The 16,102-nt window shown below is 66.0% G+C and carries 15 protein-coding genes; 11 read left to right on the top strand and 4 right to left on the bottom strand.

The features are described from left to right. Together VN461_04270 and VN461_04265 are read right to left on the bottom strand one after the other, a co-directional pair. On the bottom strand, window positions 1-795 hold a 795-nt coding region (locus tag VN461_04270; GenBank protein ID HXB53975.1), incomplete at its 3' end, for a hypothetical protein. Between the two features lie 202 nt (window positions 796-997). Next, the gene (locus tag VN461_04265) at window positions 998-1,843 is read right to left on the bottom strand and encodes a sugar phosphate isomerase/epimerase (protein HXB53974.1); all 846 of its coding nucleotides are present in this window, start codon (window positions 1,841-1,843) and stop codon (window positions 998-1,000) included. Between the two features lie 272 nt (window positions 1,844-2,115). Between VN461_04265 and VN461_04260 the strand changes: the two genes are divergently transcribed. From VN461_04260 to VN461_04225, 8 genes are all read left to right on the top strand, one after another. Then, window positions 2,116-2,934: an NIPSNAP family protein gene (locus VN461_04260; GenBank protein HXB53973.1), complete on the top strand. Its 819-nt coding sequence runs from the start codon at window positions 2,116-2,118 to the stop codon at window positions 2,932-2,934. 441 nt (window positions 2,935-3,375) lie between these two features. Next, window positions 3,376-4,002 (top strand): TetR/AcrR family transcriptional regulator, encoded by a 627-nt coding sequence (locus VN461_04255; protein ID HXB53972.1) that lies wholly within the window; start codon window positions 3,376-3,378, stop codon window positions 4,000-4,002. Between the two features lie 46 nt (window positions 4,003-4,048). Beyond that, window positions 4,049-5,698, top strand: a complete 1,650-nt coding sequence (locus VN461_04250; protein HXB53971.1) for a TolC family protein — start codon at window positions 4,049-4,051, stop codon at window positions 5,696-5,698. Between the two features lie 76 nt (window positions 5,699-5,774). Then, entirely contained in the window at window positions 5,775-6,707 is a 933-nt protein-coding gene (locus VN461_04245) for an HlyD family efflux transporter periplasmic adaptor subunit (GenBank protein ID HXB53970.1), read from the top strand. 11 nt (window positions 6,708-6,718) lie between these two features. After that, window positions 6,719-7,717: an ABC transporter ATP-binding protein gene (locus tag VN461_04240; protein ID HXB53969.1), complete on the top strand. Its 999-nt coding sequence runs from the start codon at window positions 6,719-6,721 to the stop codon at window positions 7,715-7,717. Continuing rightward, window positions 7,714-8,820, top strand: coding sequence for an ABC transporter permease (locus VN461_04235; GenBank protein HXB53968.1), 1,107 nt, complete (start codon window positions 7,714-7,716; stop codon window positions 8,818-8,820). The genes VN461_04240 and VN461_04235 overlap by 4 nt, the downstream gene beginning before the upstream one ends. Before the next feature lie 249 nt (window positions 8,821-9,069). Beyond that, a complete protein-coding gene (locus VN461_04230) occupies window positions 9,070-9,957 on the top strand; it encodes a response regulator (protein HXB53967.1) in 888 nt (295 codons plus the stop codon). 82 nt (window positions 9,958-10,039) lie between these two features. Then, window positions 10,040-10,711: a hypothetical protein gene (locus VN461_04225; protein ID HXB53966.1), complete on the top strand. Its 672-nt coding sequence runs from the start codon at window positions 10,040-10,042 to the stop codon at window positions 10,709-10,711. Between the two features lie 157 nt (window positions 10,712-10,868). Here VN461_04225 and VN461_04220 read toward each other — a convergent pair whose 3' ends face one another. Further along, a complete protein-coding gene (locus tag VN461_04220) occupies window positions 10,869-11,237 on the bottom strand; it encodes a response regulator (protein HXB53965.1) in 369 nt (122 codons plus the stop codon). Between the two features lie 379 nt (window positions 11,238-11,616). Here VN461_04220 and VN461_04215 point away from each other — a divergent pair, with 379 nt between their 5' ends. Beyond that, window positions 11,617-13,785, top strand: coding sequence for an ATPase, T2SS/T4P/T4SS family (locus VN461_04215; protein HXB53964.1), 2,169 nt, complete (start codon window positions 11,617-11,619; stop codon window positions 13,783-13,785). A 123-nt stretch (window positions 13,786-13,908) separates the two neighbouring features. Here VN461_04215 and VN461_04210 read toward each other — a convergent pair whose 3' ends face one another. Beyond that, window positions 13,909-14,892 carry a diguanylate cyclase gene (locus VN461_04210; GenBank protein HXB53963.1) on the bottom strand — a complete coding sequence of 328 codons (984 nt, stop codon included), beginning with the start codon at window positions 14,890-14,892 and terminating at the stop codon, window positions 13,909-13,911. A gap of 415 nt (window positions 14,893-15,307) precedes the next feature. Between VN461_04210 and VN461_04205 the strand changes: the two genes are divergently transcribed. Both VN461_04205 and VN461_04200 read left to right on the top strand, forming a co-directional pair. Continuing rightward, on the top strand, window positions 15,308-15,673 hold the full coding sequence (locus tag VN461_04205) for a metalloregulator ArsR/SmtB family transcription factor (protein HXB53962.1): 366 nt from the start codon (window positions 15,308-15,310) through the stop codon (window positions 15,671-15,673). A gap of 10 nt (window positions 15,674-15,683) precedes the next feature. Next, window positions 15,684-16,102: SRPBCC family protein (locus VN461_04200; GenBank protein HXB53961.1), on the top strand; the 419-nt coding region annotated here is incomplete at its 3' end.

Raw genomic sequence — 16,102 nt, 5'->3', positions numbered from 1 at the left:
CGTCGCGCCCTGGAAACCCGGGTTCTTGTCGGACTTGGCGCCCGGATACTCGTAGACCTGGCCCACCAGACCCGCAAAGTCCTTCCGGAACTCCCCCAGTGCCGGGTCGTCGGGCATGACCATGAGCATTTGTTCCGTGCGTAGGATCCCGGACGCCTTCATGAGCTCATCCACGACGAAGAAGGACGCGGGGTGGTTGGCGGCGATCTGATCCTGAATGAGGCTCTTGGCCCAGGTGTCCTGTAGGTCCTCGGGAAGGATGCTTGTGGGGTCTTTGTCGATCCCGCGGAATGTGTAGTCCCGCCCATCCGCACCCTTCATGGCCAGGCCCTTCGTCTCCCGTCCGCCGACGCGGAAGAGCGGCTTGAGACCGCCCGCAAACGTCTGCAGATTCAAGACCTCCGCCCTGATCGGAGTCGTCCAGAGCGGGCGGTAGTCCGTCCCCCAGAGCCAGCAGTGGAAGCCGCTCGCCTTGTATTTGGGCCCGATGGCGACCTGGCGCGTTTCGCCCCCACCGGGACCCTCAGCCTCAGCATCCCCCGCCCCACCGGTCGCCGCCGTGAGAGGGGCAGGAAGAATGGCGAGAAGGGCGAGGAGCAAGCCAGCGGCTCCCGCCTGGAATCGTGCCGCTCGCCGAGCCAAGGTGGCGTCAGGATTCGCTTCCCTCAAGGCGGGGAGGACTTCCCCACTTCCCTCCCAAGAGTTCGACACGACTCCCCCCGCCTCCCGAAGGGCCGATACGGGATCTCGCTTGCGGGAGCACTTGCCTGGGCCGTGATGGACGACTGCCTTCATGACTCCTCCTCGACTGTTTCCCCAAGTCTTAAGTGCAGAATTCTATGGCAGTGCAGAATCCTGTGGCGGTCGCCGAGGGGTCTCCACCTTGGGCCTCGAGGGCCCATGGTTCGGTGGGCCAACCGGCGCGAGCGGTCCTGAGGTGCGCCAGCACGTTCCTCCCCGCTCTTAGTCAACACCCGACGAGGCTGCTGGCCCAGCTCTACGCCAACCCTGCCAAGAGCCCCTTAGTGTAGCCCACGGTCTCGGCCAAGCCGGGTAGCGGATCATCCTGGTCCTTTTCGTACTCGAAACTCAGCAGGTGCGCATAGCCGACTTGGAGCAGCGCGCGCAAGATGGCTCCGAGATCCAGCACCCCACGGCCGCCCTCCACCGTCTTGCCGTCCGGGGCGGTGCTATCGATGTCCTTGATGTGGAGATCGTAGAGCCGCTCGCGGCAACGGCGGATGGCCTCGGCAGGGTCTACCTTCGCTCGCGCGGTGTGGCCGACGTCGATGCACAGGCCGATCCGCCGATCATACCGTTCCACGGCCTTCCACACGTCGTAAGGCGACGGGAACCGCTTGTCCTCGGGACCATGGTTGTGAATGGCCAGACGGATGTCAAACTCCTTCACCATGGCGTCGAGGATCGACATTGAGTCCGGGTGGGGGCTGCACACGATGGTCGGCAGCCCCACATCCCGCGCGTATTCGAATGCGCGCCGTACATTGGCCGCGTCGTTCTCCAAAGTGATGTTGCCGCAGCTCAGGGGCGTGATGCCGGCCTCCTTGAACCGGGCGGCGACCGACCGGCGCTCCTCCACCGTGCTGTTGAGGGGCAGGTGGAAGTCCTTGATGGAGACGTACTGCAGGCCCGCGCGCTGGATGGTGCGAATGGCGGCCTCGAGAGGGAACTTCCGTAGGGTGTAGGAAGCGACGCCAGCCTTGAAGCCGCGCCAGGGGTCGGCCCGGCCCTCGGCGGCAACCGCGGCCGCCTCCCAAGCTCGGGGAGCCAGTGGCGCTGCTGCGGCCATGGCGGCTGCCTTGACCAGGTCTCGTCGCTTCATACTCTCTCCTCGTGGGTGTGAACGTCTACGGCACCGGTAACCGCAATCAGACTATCACCGGCAGGTTCCTTCTGTCCCCACGTTGTCGCTTGACGTCAGGACCCACAGGATCCGCCCCGAGGGGGTGACGGTGGGCGCCTTCCTCGAGCATCCGCTCGCCGGGCTTGAGATCGGCTACGATGCTGGGCCAATCTTGCCCACGGCAAGTCTGACCGTTTGACCTGCTCGAGCCCCCTACCAGGCTTGCAGTGGCCACGCCACGGGAGGACAGAATGATGAGCCGTCGCGATTTTGTCGCCGCTTCGTTGGGAGCATCGCTCTCGCCCACCATGAGTCAGGCCGCGGTTCGGGAAGGGGCGGAGGGCCCCGGAAGAGCAAAATCCGCCCCCCCGCTTCTGGAGCTGCGCCGCTATCGATTCCGCTTCGGGCCCATGGAGGCCCGCTTCGCCGAATACGCGAAGAACGCCCTCGTTCCGGCCCTGAACCGGGCCGGCGTCAAACCCGTGGGCGCGTTCTCCGTCGTCATCGGTCCCGACAGCCCGGCCGTTTATCTCCTCCTTCCCCATGCGAGCCCCGATTCGGTTGCGACTCTGGCCGGTCGACTGGGCGCGGATCCGGAGTACCAGCGCGGGGCGGCCTCCTTCCGCAGTTTGCCCGCCAGCGATCCTCCTTACGTCCGGCGGGAGGCATCCCTTATGGTCGCTTTCGACAGCGTGCCCGCGGTGGAGATCCCCACCGGAGCACTGGCGGGGCCATCGCGCCTCTTCGAGCTGAGGATGTACGAGAGCCACAACGAGAGCGCAAACCTCAAGAAAATCGAGATGTTCGAGAAAGAACATGAGATCGACATCTTCCGCCGGGTCGGCCTGACCCCTGTCTTCTTCGCCCGCAACCTGGTCGGCCCCGCCCTCCCGAGCCTTACCTACATGCTGGCTTTTGCGGACGCGGCGGCGCGGGAGAAGAACTGGGCGATCTTCCGCGAGGATCCTGCGTGGGTGAAGCTCCGGTCGACGCCAGGCTTCACGAACCCCGAGATCCTCTCGAACATCACCAACGTGTTGCTCCGCCCGACCGACTACTCGCAGATCTGACGGCCCGCCGGAGGGGTCTTACCGAAAGGTACTGGTCACCGCTGAGCGTCCCTCCGTGCTGCGCCCACCCGGGCCCTGGTGTACGTGGCATCCGAGCAGAAAGCGGGTACAACGCGCGAAGGATACTTGGAGCGAGTGCTCGCCGCGGCCCAGTCGGTGGGTCTGCCTGCGGAGTACATAGCGGAGCTTGAGACCTGGAGCGCGCCGCCCCCAGGTGCTTCAAGACGATGACTCCTGTGCGGGAACTGACCCTAGCCGGTGGCGTTCTCGCTATGGCCCCACGTATTGCCTCACTCGCAGGCCCGGGCCGTGGCCTTTCTGAGAGTGGTGTCATCGGCTGGCCCTCGCCCCGGGGGCTGACGCTTGGCCACTCCTTCCGGGGAGGCTGACGGGTCGACGAAAAGAGCTTGACAACTAAATTACTAATCATATATTTAGTTTATGGGACGACGACCACGTGTCAGCCGTGGCGAGATTCTTAGCGCCGCGCGCGAGGCCTTTGCCGAGCGGGGCTACGAGGGCACCACCCTGGCCGCCATCTCGACCCGCGTGGGCCTCAGCCCCGCGGCTCTGCTACGCCACTCTCCGACAAAGGAAGCACTCTTCGCCGCTGCCATGGCCGCCAAGGAGACCGAGGAGGAATCCCTATTCTTCGCGTTCCTGGAGGGCGTCCCGGACGATGCCGACCCGAGAAAGGTCTTGCGGCGGTTGGCCGAGGGCGGGATGCCCTTCCTCGAACGCCGAATCGGGGCGGACGTCGCCAGCTACTTCCATGCTCCTCCGCCGCACCCCGAGGGCCGTAGCACGGGCGATATGTCCAAGATACGGCGCCGGGGCTTCACCATGATCGCGGACTACATGAGAAGGGCGTCCAAGGCCGGCCGCTTATGTGTCCTCGACCCCAAGGCCACCGCTATCGCTTTCATGGGTTCCCTCGTCTCCTACGTTTTCCTCCACCGCATTGCCAAGATCATCGACCCTCCCCTTCCCTTCGACCGGTATCTGGACAATCTCATTGGGATCTGGACTCGCGGTGCCATCCGAGTCCCCAAGAAGAAGAAGAGATGACAATATCCGACCTCCTGGACCGTCTTCAGAGGTACCCGGCGGCGGGGTGTCTGGCTCCCTTGACGGAACGGGGGCCCTCTCCTATGGGCAGGTGTTCATGACCAGCTTGACGCTTGTTCTAGTCCTGCTGAGCGGGGGACCCCCGGCGAGCACCTGGAAAGACCGGCGTGACCACACACTGTCCCTGGAAGAGGCGCGGGCGCTGGCCCTCGCCCGCAACTACAGCATAGCCAGTGGGCGCGAGTCGCTCTCGAGCGCCGCCGAGGGGATCCGACAGGCAGAAGGGGCGTACGACTTCACCTTCAACCTCGGGGGGAGCTTCGTGAGCCAGACCAACCCGGCGAACTCCCTGCTCTCCGGAGCTCCCCCGGGCCAGGTTGCACCCAACCAGAAGACCTTGGACTTCACGACCTCCTTTTCGCGCCTGCTGCCCACGGGGGGAACCCTCATGCTCCAGGGCGCGGGCGGACGGGGGACCACGGACAGCACCTTCACCCTCCTCTCCCCCAATTACACGACCTCCCTTGGTCTGTCCCTCACCCAGCCCCTCCTTCGCGACCGGGCGATCGATTCGACGCGGCGGGCGATCCGCATCAGCCGCACCGAGAGAGACCGCTCCCTGGCCAGCCTCAAGCAAACGGTGGCGCAGACCGTAGCCGCCGTGGAGACGGCCTATTGGAATCTGGCCGCCGATCAACAGCGCGTTCGCGTGCGGGAGCAGGCGATCGCCCTCGCCGCGGAGCAGCTCGAGGAGACGCGGCAGCGGATCTCCGTGGGACAGCTCCCCTTGACCGACGAAGCCCAGCCCCGGGCGGAGTGGGAAAGGCGCAAAAACGATCTCTTTGCGGCCCTGGAGCAGGCGCTGCGCGCGGAGAACGACCTCAAGCAGCTCATTCTCGACGAGGGGGCGGATCCGCTCTGGCAGGAGCGCTTCGTCCCCAAGGATCCGGTGGAGACGACGACCGCCACCGTGGATCTGACCTCGGCCCTGGCCCGGGCCGCCGAACTGCGGCCCGAGGTCGCGGAGGCCAAGGCGTCGGTGGCGCGGCAAGCTATCGAGATCGCCGCCGCTCGCAACGGGCTGAAGCCGCGGCTTGACCTGACCGCCTCCTACACCCGGAATGGTCTCGCCGGAACGCAGAATCCCAACACGGGGGCTCTGGCCGCCATATTCCCGGTGATGGTTCCGGAGGCCCTGAGCGGTGACCTCGGCCGCTCCTGGGGCACGATCGGCGACAACCTCTTCCCCGACGCTCGGGTCGGCCTGTCCCTGACCGTCCCGATCGGCAACCGCACGGCCCGCGCGGGGCTGGCCATGGCGCAGGTCGGGGAGCGCCAGGCCGCCATCGGCCTGGCCCAGACCCGGCAGGGTGTGCAAATCGAGGTCCGGAACGGGGCGGCCACGCTCGAGACCACGGCGCAAAGGATCGAGGCCACACGCGCGGGTCGCGAGGCGGCCGAGATCCAGCTCCAGGCCGAGGTCGAGCGGTTCAAGGTCGGTCGGTCAACGAACTTCCTCGTCCTGACGCGGCAGAACGATCTGTCCACTGCCCGGCTCGAAGAGATCACCGCCCTCTCCGACTATCGCAAGGCTCTTACGGAGTTTGCCCGAGCCGCGGGTACGATTCTGCAAGAGCGCAATGTTGCCATTGCCGAGGAGGGGCCGCGGGGCGAGAAGCCCCTCGGTTCCAAGTGATGAGGCCTCAGGCGGGGCCCTTGGCGCCCGGCGGCGGATCACCCGCGGGCTTGTTTCTCGCCCCCGAGAGGAGAGCATGAGAGCTAAGGTCCTCCTCCCCATCGTCGCGGTCATCGTCATCGCGGGGGCGATCCTGTGGGCCTACCCCCGCTTGCTGCGCCCGAGCCCCCTGATCCTTTCGGGAACCATCGAGGCCCGCGACGTCCAGGTGGGCTCCCTGGTGGGGGGGCGTATCCTGGCCGTCCACGTGGACGAAGGGGCCTCCGTGGTCGCCGGCCAGAAGCTCGTGACCCTAGAGCCCGACCTGCTGGACATTCAGATCCAGGAGCAGCGCGCCCAGATCGACCAGGCCCGGGCTCGTCTGGCCCTCCAGCTGGCCGGCCCCCGGGCGGAGGAAAAGGCTCGGGCCCGTGTCGACTGGCAGAACGCCGAAGCGGAGCGCAAACGGCTGGAAGCTCTCCTCAAGAAGGGCGTCGTCTCACAGGAGGAGTACGACCGTGCGGACGCAACGGCCAAGATGAAGCTGGAATTGGTGGAGGAGAACGAGCGCGGCAGCCGCAGGGAGGACATCGATGCCGCGCGCGGCAGTCTAGCCCAGCAGGAGTCGCATCTCGCCTACCTTCTACGCCAGCGAAAGGAGATGGTGGTGACGGCGCCCGCGGACGGCGTCGTCCAATCCTTCAGTCTCCGCCCGGGTGACCTCGTGGCCGCCAACCAGGCGGTGCTCAATCTGCTCGAGATGAACCAGCTCTGGGTGCGGGTGTACGTCCCGGAGACGCAGATGGGTCTGGTCCGAATGGGACAGGAAGCGTCCCTCGCCGTGGACACGTTCCCCCGCCGCGCGTTCCCGGGGAAGATCGTGGAGATTCGAGAGAAAGGGGAGTACACACCGAGGAACATCCAGACCCTGGACCAGAGGACAGACCTTGTCTTCGGCGTGAAAGTGTCCATCACCCCCACCCCCGAACTCAAGCCTGGCATGTCCGCCCTCGTGACGCTCAAACCGTAGGGGAAGCGCGAGTGTCCACGAGCCCCCAACGAAACGGCGATTTTGGAATCGTGGTGCAGGGTGTATCCCGCGATTTCGGCGCTTTCCGCGCCCTGGACCGCGTCTCCCTCGCGGTGAGGCGGGGGGAGATCTACGGCCTCCTTGGTCCCAACGGGTCCGGCAAGTCGACGCTCATCCGGATCCTGTGCGGCCTCCTCAATCCCACGGAGGGGGAGGCCAGTGTCGACGGGCTCGATGTCCGGAAGGAGGGGGAGGAGATCCGGCGCCGGATCGGGTACGTGCCCCAGCGGTTCTCCCTCTACGAGGACCTGTCGGTCTTGGAAAACCTCGACTTTTTCGCCGCCGTCTACGGGCTCCGCGGAGCGCGCCTGCGGGAGCGCCGGGAATGGGCCATCGAGCTCACCAAGCTGGAGCCGTACCGGCACCGCTTGGCGGGGCAGCTCTCCGGCGGCTGGAAACAGCGCCTCTCGCTGGCCGCGGGGCTGATGCACGAACCACGGGTTCTCTTCCTGGACGAGCCCACGGCGGGGATCGACCCCGTGGCCCGCCGCGAGCTCTGGAACCTGCTCTTCGAACTGGCGGCGAAAGACGTCACCCTCGTGGTCACGACCCATTACATGGACGAGGCCGAACGGTGCGGAACCGTCGGCTACCTCTACCTCTCCCACCTTCTCATCTCGGGGAAGCCCTCGGAGCTCGTCAACCTGCCCGAGGTCACACCCAAGGGGATGAGGCGCGTAAAGGCTGAGTGTGAGGGGGGTGCGGCTGCGGTCATGGGCCTCGCGCGCTCGCTGCCCTACGTCGAAGACGTGACCATTTTCGGCAATGCCCTGCATATCCTGCTCGACGCCTCCGTACCTGACGCGCAGATCGCCCGGGACCTCGAGGCCAGCGCCCATGCCAGTGTGCGCGTCCATCCCATCGAGCCAGCCCTCGAAGACGTCTTTGTCCGCCTCACGAAGATCCAGGCCGCGCTCCAAAACGGGGCGCCTGTGGAGAAAGCGCAATGAGAGGGTTCTGGGCCGTGCTCCGCAAGGAGGCCATCCAGATGGTGCGGGACCGGGGGACGATGCGCTTTGCCCTGATCATCCCCGTCTTCCAGCTCGGCCTTTTCGGACTCATCGACACGAACGTGCGGCACGTGCCGACGGCCATCTTCGACCAGAGCCGCACCGCCCAGAGTCGGGAGCTCATCCGCGAATTCGTCAACACGAGCTATTTCGACGTGGTGGGCGAATCGTCCTCGCGTCAAGCGTTGCGCGAGGAGATCGTGGCCGGCCACGCGCAAGTGGGGATCGAGGTCCCGCCGGACTACGCCCGGAAGCGCCTGGAAGGAAGGCCAGCCGACTTCCTCGTCCTCGTGGATGGCTCCGATTCCTCGGTCTCCGGCCAGGCGCTGGCCGCCGCCAACGGCCTCGCTTTGAGCCAATCCCTGGACGAGCTCACCCGGAAGTTCGGCCTCACGGGACTCCCCCTCACGCCCTCCGCCCTCCTCCTCTTCAACCCGGACTCGAGGAGCGCGAACCTCCTCATTCCCGGGCTCGTGGCCATCCTCCTCACCTTCTCCGGGACCGTCCTCGCCGCCTTCTCCATCGTCCGCGAGCGCGAACGGGGGACGCTGGAGCAGCTCATGGTCACGCCCGTCTCCCCCCTGGCCGTGGTCGTAGGGAAGCTGCTGCCCTACCTGGCCCTGGGTTTCGTCCAGCTGATCCTGATCCTCCTCCTCATGACCTGGGTCTTCCGGGTGCCGATCCACGGCGACGTCTTCCTGCTGTTGGGCCTCTCCCTCGTGTACCTCTTCGCCCTCCTGGCCACCGGCCTCCTGGTCTCTTCTCGGGCCAACACGCAAATGGAGGCGATGCAGGGTGCCCAAGCCTTCCTCCTCCCCTCCATCATGCTCTCCGGCTATGTGTTCCCGATCGCGTCCCTGCCACGCTTCCTGCAATACGTCTCCCGGATCCTTCCCGCCACGCACTTCATCGCGATTGCCCGGGGCATCATCATCAGGGGGGCGGGCTTCACGGACCTCTGGCCGAACGTGGCCGCGCTCCTCGGCCTTTGCACGATCCTGGTCGGCCTCAGCACACGGGCATTTCGCAAGACGATTTCCTGAGCCGCCACTCGTGACGGCCTCGCATCGGACGGGGGCCTCCGTCTTTGGATCGTCGCGGGGCCGTCAGCTCCGTGCCGAGGGAACGGTATCGAAATGCCGAGAAGCGGAACCTGGATGCCCACCCCGCCGCACTCGGTTTTTTCCAAGTCACTCTGCACGAATCGTTTGCACGAACCACGCCTCCCGGTATACGGATTGCGTTTAGGCATGCCGGAGCCTCACCGAGAGCTCATGTGAGGGGGGAGTCCCGTGGCCTTTATCCTGGTCGTCGATCCCGATCCAACCGTGAGAGCCATCGTGGCCGAGATCCTCGAGCGTGCGGGTGCGGTGTGCACCCTTGGCGACAACCCCCGTCAGGCAGCCCACCTCGCCACCATCCACCGACCCGACGGAGTGCTCCTGTCGATCGGACCCTCGCTGGAGGGAATCGAGGGCGCCCGCGCGATCAAGGCGGAGTGGCCAAGGATGGTGGTGGTGCTCCTCACCGGCCACGGTGAGGATGCGTACTTGGGCTCGACAGGGAAAACGGGCGCCGACGCGCTCTTGCCCAAACGGGCCCTGCCCCAGACTCTCCTGGCGACCCTCCGCCGCCTCGACGGACGGGCATTTGGAAAGCTGTGGGACGGCAAGGAGCGTCGCCAGGGGCACTGGGGGGCACGGCAACGACCAGAGCGGCGCCGCCCCGCCTCGCCTCTAGAAGGGAGGATCGCGGCCGCTCGCTTCGACGTCCGCGGCGAGACTTCGGGAAAGCGGCCGTTCCCGGTCCGTGAGCCCTCCTCCGGCCTTTCCCGGATCCCGTTCGCGAAGCCGTGCCAACTCCTGGGAGTCAAGGGACGGTACGTCGCCAAGACCTGCGACTTGAGCGCCGCCGGCGTCTACGTAGCCCTCGAACCTGTTCCCGACGTCGGCGAGAACTTCGTCATTTCCTTTCCCCTTCCGGGGCGGCAGGCCCAGCTGTCCGTCGATAGCGTCGTGAGGTGGCACAATGCCCGGTGGGAGCGCAGGGTCCTGGATCTTCCGCCGGGTTGCGGGCTGCGTTTCTTGAGTTTGGCGTCCCCGGACCTTCAGCAGATCCACACCCTCGTCAGCAGCTATGTGACTGCACTCCCGCGGGCCCCCTGGCCGCATGGACATTGAGGCGCGCGCCAGCCGAGGGTCTTCGTTAGGGTCAGCCGCCGACAACGCTCTACGCATGAATCTTCCGCGACCCACCCTCGATGTGTTCTGCGCCGACATTGGCTCCGTCAAGAGACGACGCTTTGGATGGGCTCACATCGGCCCCTCCTCGAAGGTCGAACAGGGGGAGGATATTCTCGACCTGATCAGCAGCGTATCTCGCTGTCTGGTCCGCGCCGGCAGGACGGCGCTCGGGTTCGGGTGCCCCTTGTTCGTCCCCGTTGCCGCCGCGGCCGGGGATCTCACGCGGGCCAGGGCGGGAGAAGGCTCCCGGGCATGGTCGGCGGTGGCGGGAGCGGGGATCCTCGCCGCGGGGCTTACGGAAGTGGCGTGGATCCTCAAACACATCCGCGCAGCCGTGTCCGCAGAAGTTCCCTGCGTCCTTTCCTGGGATGCCTTCGAGCGGGCTCCGTCCGGGTTCCTGCTCTGGGAAGCGTTCCTGCCTCCGGCGGCAAAGCCAGGGTCGCACGCGGACGATGCTCTGCTGGCGGCCCGGGCGTTCGTAGAGGCTCTGCCGAGGCCAAGGAGCAGTGTTGAGCCGAGGAAGGACGAAGAAGTCCTATCGCTGCTCGGTGCCGCCCTCGTCTGGTCGGGCTGGAGAGCCGATGCCGCGGTTCTCAAGGAGCCGTGCCTGGTCATCAAAGCGAAGGAATCCGCCGGATCCGAGCGGGCCTCGGTCCGGCCCAGATCGCCATCCGCTGAACGCGATGATTAGGGGCCCTCGATAGAGCGGAGGCCGGCTCGAGGGCGAAGCAGCCGGAGCTGCACGCTCAAGATTGGCAGGGCCTCACCAGGCGGCGGTTGCCGGCGATTTCTCGTTGATGAAGCCCTCGCCCATGCCCGACACCTGTGAGCCCAGAAGCCGGGGTGGGCTAATTCCCGTCAAGAAGCCGTCGACATGCCTCGCGAAGGAGCGACAGAGAGGTGGCCTTGGAATACCAAGCCGTGGCGCCGGCGGCGAGGGCCCGCGACGAGACCTCGGCCGCAGTGGCAACGATGACCGGCGGTGGAGCCTCCAGGGTCCGGAGACGACCGAGGACCTCCCAGCCGTCCATGACGGGCATCAAGATGTCGAGGATGACAAGGTGAGGGCGACTCTCGAGGATCTGCTGGATACCGTCATGTCCGTTGCTGGTCACCGTGACCGAGAAGCCATCGAGCTCGAGGGCGGCGCGATAGAGCGCGCCCACAGCAGGGTCGTCATCGATAACGAGTATGCGAGACGGCACAGTTCCAAGCATTGGCGCCCGATTCTATCCTCATCACTATGATGCTCGCAGGATTGAGATCCTCTTGTGGGATCAATCGGGCGGGGAGAGCGTCTCTCTGATAAAGACATCTCCATCATGCGCCCGGCGACAATCGCTGTCAATGCCGTAGTCGTGCGGGCGACCCCGCTCTCCCCAGAAAACCGCGGCCGCGAGCGCAGACGGCATACGCGGCGTCGTGACGCATGTCACTCCGGCTTGGCGAATTCCGGTCCTTCCTGCCCCGGATCCTAGCCACCTCCCCTGGCAAAGGCTCAAAAGGCATCAGGTCACGGTCCGTGTATACTTGGAGCACGAGCGGGTCGAACGAGTCCAGGGAAGCGGGACACTGCTTCGGCCCCGAGGGCCGGGAATGAGTGAAGCCGCACCACCCGACAGCCAGACCGCTGCCACCCGCGCGAAGTCCCGCCGTCGGCTCGTAGGCGAGATGCTCGTCGATCAAGGCGTGATCACTCAGCAGCAGCTCGCCGAGGTCCTGGCTCGGCAGAAGACCGAGAAGGGTGGCCGCCTCGGGCGGCTGCTCGTGGACCTCGGCTATGCCACCGAAGCCCAGATCTGCGAAGTGGTCGCCGAGCAGCTCAACATTCCCGCCGCCGACCTCGTGGCCGTGGACATCCCAAACGAAGTCCTGAACCGCGTGACCAAAGAACTGGCCACGAAGTACCTTTGCCTCCCCTGGTTCGTCGAGGGCCGCGAGCTGTACCTCATCATGGCGGACCCGACGAACGTTACCGCCGCGGACGCCGTGGCTTTCCACACCGGGCTCAAGATCAGGCCGGTGGTCGCTCCCGAGACCGAGGTCGCCGAGGCCATCGTCAAGTTCTACGCGGCGGAAGAGTCTTCCCTCGCCCAGTTCGACAGCCTAGACCTCGCCGACCAGCTCTCGGTCGTGAGCGACGAGGAGTCGGAGTTGGGTGAGGAGAACCTCGAGCAGGCAGCCCAAACGATACCCCTCGTCAAGCTCGTGAACGCCGTCATCGCCGACGCCACCCGCGCGGGGGCCTCCGACATCCACATCGAGCCGCAGGAGAAAGGGGTGAACCTCCGCTATCGGGTGGATGGATTGCTGCGTCAAGTGATGACGATGCCCAAACGGATCCAGAGCAAGGTCATCTCGCGCATCAAGATCATGTCCCACATGGACATCTCCGAGCACCGAAAACCCCAGGATGGGCGCACGTTCGTGCGCATCAGCGGCAAGAACTACGACCTCCGGGTCTCGACGCTCCCGACCGCGGAAGGCGAGAAGTGCGTGATGAGGATCCTCGTCCAGGATCGGGCGAAAGTCGCCCTTCCCGACCTCGGCTTCGAACCCGACGTGCTCGCGTCCTTCCAGGAGACTCTCGAGCGCCCGCAAGGGATGATCCTCGTGACCGGCCCCACAGGGAGCGGGAAGACCTCGACCCTCTACGCGGCCCTCAACTTCCTCCGGGACGAGGCCACGAACATCGTCACCGTGGAGGATCCCATTGAATACCGCCTGTCGGGGATCAACCAGGTGCCCGTCTCGGACAAGGCCGGGCTCACTTTCGCCGCCGGCCTGCGGTCGATCCTGCGCCAGGACCCCGACATCGTGATGGTCGGGGAAATCCGCGACCTCGAGACGGCCCATGTGGCGTTCCAGGCCGCCCAGACCGGCCACCTCGTGCTCTCGACCCTCCACACCAACGATGCCCCCAGCGCCATCACCCGCCTCGTTGAGATGGGCATTCCGGCCTACGTGGTCGCCTCGTCGGTCTTGGCCGTCCAGGCCCAGCGTCTGGTGCGCCGGCTGTGCGAGTGCAAGGTGGTCGCCGCCAGCGGCTTGGCCACGGCAAAAGGCTGCGAGGCCTGCCGCTTCACCGGGTTCAAGGGGCGCATGGGCGTCTACGAGCTGATGCGGGTCACGCCCCGCGTGCGCAGCGTGTTGATCGCGCGCGGGTCCGACGACGTCGTCCGGCGCGCCGCCCAGGCTACCGGGATGCGGAGTATGTACAAGGACGGCCTCCGGAAGGTGGCCCGCGGTCTCACCACCGAGGAAGAGGTAGGAAGGGTGGTCCCGCCCGACGAGGTCGATGACAGCGAGCCCGCCGCGGAGACGGCTGCCGTGACCATCCCGGCCTCGCTTTCCCCCGACACCGCCTCCGAGAAGCCGGTTCGCGTCCTCGTCGTGGACGATGACCCCGCGCTGCTCGAGGTCCTGCGGGAGATCCTGGAGGGCGAGCGCTACGCGGTGACCACGGCCACCAACGGGGTCGACGCGCTAGCGACCGTCTACCTGGAACGACCCGACCTCATCCTCACGGACCTCAAGATGCCGGGGATGGACGGCCTCGAGCTGCTGAAGAGGCTTCGACACGACCTTTCGACATGCCAAATCCCGGTGCTGTTCCTGACCATGGTGGAGAGCCTCGACGCCGAGGTCAAAGCCCTCGATCTGGGGGCCGACGACTACATCAGCAAGCCGGTGCAGAAAGGGAGACTGCTCTCCCGCGTGCGTCGGGCGGTCTTCCGGGCGCACTTGATGCGGTCGGCACCCTGACGGTGGGAGGATCTGATCCGCGGGAGCGGGCGCGCAATCGGGGGGGACTCAGAACCGTCTAGCGGCGAGCCGCCCTTTCCTTGTCCGTAGTGAAGTCCCGACCGCCCCTGGCCCCTTCCGTCTCTAGCTGGCCGCCCGCTCGACGAGGGTCAGACGAGGGGCGCTGGCCTGCACCTGATTCCGGCCGTTCCGCTTGGCTTCGTAGAGCGCGTTGTCGGCCCGGGCAACCAGGCTCAGTCCGTCCGCGTCGGAGCTGGCCAGAGCAGCAACTCCGGCGCTGGTGGTGACGTTGACCATGGTCGATCCCACGCGGATGGGCGATGCTCCCACCGCCTTCACGAGCCGCTCCGCGGCCTTCACCGCTCCCGCCTGGTCGGCGTAGGGGAGGAGGGCGACGAACTCCTCGCCCCCGTAGCGGAAGAGAACGTCCCCCTCCCGCAGCTCGCCGGCGACCGTTCGGGCGAAGGAGCGGAGGACCTCGTCCCCCCCCTGATGGCCGTGGGTGTCGTTGACCTTCTTGAAGTGGTCGATGTCGAGCACGACCACGCCCAGTGCGCTGCCGTAGCGGCGGGCGCGCGCCGTCTCCTGCATCAGGGCCTGGTCGAAGGCGCGGCGGTTGGGCACGCCGGTGAGGGCGTCGGTCCTGCTCAAGGACTCGAGCTCGTGCAGCAGCCTCTTGTTCTCGTCGCGCAGGCGCTTCTTCTCCACCGCGCGCTCCACCGTGAGTATCACCTCGTCGCCGCTGGCCGGAGGCTTGGTGAGGTAGTCATGAGCGCCGAGCCGCAAGGCCCGCACGGCGCTGCTCATGTCCTGGGCATGGGCCCCGGTCAGGATGATCACCTCGACGGAGAGGCCAAGGCGCTTCACCGCCGCCAACACCCCGAAACCATCCAGCTCGGGCATCTTCAGGTCCGTGATGATGACGTCGTAGCTGCCCTTGGAGAGGATGTGCATGGCGGTCTGGCCGTTGTCGGCCTCATCGACGCTGAATCCGGCGGCCTTTAGATGGTGCCCCACGACGGTTCGGACCAATCGGGAATCGTCCACCACGAGAACGCTGCCGCGACTCACTGCCTGCTTGCCGCCGACCTGACCTTGCTCGCCCATGTGCCCTCCTGCCCTCCCTAAAGGCAAGGGGGGTGCCATGCCCCTGCAATCCAGTCAATATCATTAGAATGTGTGAGTTACATCCTCTCTGGCAAGCCAGGGAGGTCGGAATCTTCGGGAGGAACTCCTTATCGCCCGGGCGATATTCCTAAGTCCTCGGCCTTTCTGGCCCGGGTCCAAGGCAGGATTCGGAGTCGGCGTCCTGAATGTGCCGTCACGCTTCCCGCGGCGTCCGCCAAACGTCGCCGGGGGTCTCGACGCTCCACGTGCCTTAGGGCCTAGGGATCGCCGAGTCGATCGAATCTGCAATCTGCATGGAAATGAGGTCGATTCGGAGTCAAGGCGGCCGGCAACGCAGCGCGCGCTCAGCCCCCCCTTGCATGCCGCTAATCCGGTGTGTTATATACTGAACCACATGGTTCAGTGTGCCCGGACTGGCTTCGGTGCCTCGTTCGCCGCGCTCTCGGACGCCACCCGACGCGGCGTTCTGGAGCAGCTCGGGCGCGCCGACGCTTCGATCACGGACCTTGCCGAGAAGTTCCACATGACCTTGACGGGCATGAAGAAGCACGTCGGCGTCTTGGAGCAGGCGGGGCTCGTCACCACGGAGAAGGTCGGGCGCGTGCGGACCTGCAAGCTCGGCCTGCGCCGACTAGAGGAAGAGGCGGCATGGATCGAGAGATACCGCCAGCTCTGGGACGCACGCTTCGACGAGCTGGACGAGGTTGTTGAGGAACTGAAACGGAAGGAGAGGGTCGATGGACGCAAGAAGAGAGAGTGAGCCTACCCCCATGAAGAACCGCACGACGGTGGAACGGACGTCCGAGCGTGAGCTGGTCGTTACGCGAACCTTCAACGGCCCGGCGCGCATCGTGTTCGAGGCGTGGACCAAGCCCGAGCTGCTCAAGCGGTGGTGGGCACCGAAGTCGACGGGCGTGTCCCTGCTTTCCTGCGAGGCGGATGTTCGTGTCGGGGGCAGGTACCGTTTCGAGTTCGGCCACGAGGCCTCAAAGCCCATGGCGTTCTTCGGTAGGTACATCGAAGTGACACCGCACTCGCGCCTCGTCTGGACAAATGACGAACGTGACGACGGTGCCGTCACCACGGTGACCTTCGTGGAAAAAGGTGGCAAAACGCTGCTGGTCATGCACGAGCTCTATCCCTCGAAGGAAGCTCTCGACGGTGCCATCGCTGGGATGGAGGGTGGGAT

Source organism: Vicinamibacteria bacterium (assembly GCA_035570235.1).
In the GTDB taxonomy this organism is placed as follows: domain Bacteria; phylum Acidobacteriota; class Vicinamibacteria; order Fen-336; family Fen-336; genus DATMML01.
Note: the sequence above shows the minus strand (reverse complement) of the source record. Positions and strands in the feature narration are given on the sequence as shown.

What these genes read in the sequence shown, in the direction of transcription:
- VN461_04255 (HXB53972.1), top strand. Translation starts at nt 3,376, where the DNA reads ATGGGACGACGACCACGTGTCAGCCGTGGCGAGATTCTTAGCGCCGCG.
- VN461_04265 (HXB53974.1), bottom strand. Translation starts at nt 1,843, where the DNA reads ATGAAGCGACGAGACCTGGTCAAGGCAGCCGCCATGGCCGCAGCAGCG.
- VN461_04260 (HXB53973.1), top strand. Translation starts at nt 2,116, where the DNA reads ATGATGAGCCGTCGCGATTTTGTCGCCGCTTCGTTGGGAGCATCGCTC.
- VN461_04220 (HXB53965.1), bottom strand. Translation starts at nt 11,237, where the DNA reads ATGCTTGGAACTGTGCCGTCTCGCATACTCGTTATCGATGACGACCCT.
- VN461_04210 (HXB53963.1), bottom strand. Translation starts at nt 14,892, where the DNA reads ATGGGCGAGCAAGGTCAGGTCGGCGGCAAGCAGGCAGTGAGTCGCGGC.
- VN461_04215 (HXB53964.1), top strand. Translation starts at nt 11,617, where the DNA reads ATGAGTGAAGCCGCACCACCCGACAGCCAGACCGCTGCCACCCGCGCG.
- VN461_04245 (HXB53970.1), top strand. Translation starts at nt 5,775, where the DNA reads ATGAGAGCTAAGGTCCTCCTCCCCATCGTCGCGGTCATCGTCATCGCG.
- VN461_04205 (HXB53962.1), top strand. Translation starts at nt 15,308, where the DNA reads ATGGTTCAGTGTGCCCGGACTGGCTTCGGTGCCTCGTTCGCCGCGCTC.
- VN461_04235 (HXB53968.1), top strand. Translation starts at nt 7,714, where the DNA reads ATGAGAGGGTTCTGGGCCGTGCTCCGCAAGGAGGCCATCCAGATGGTG.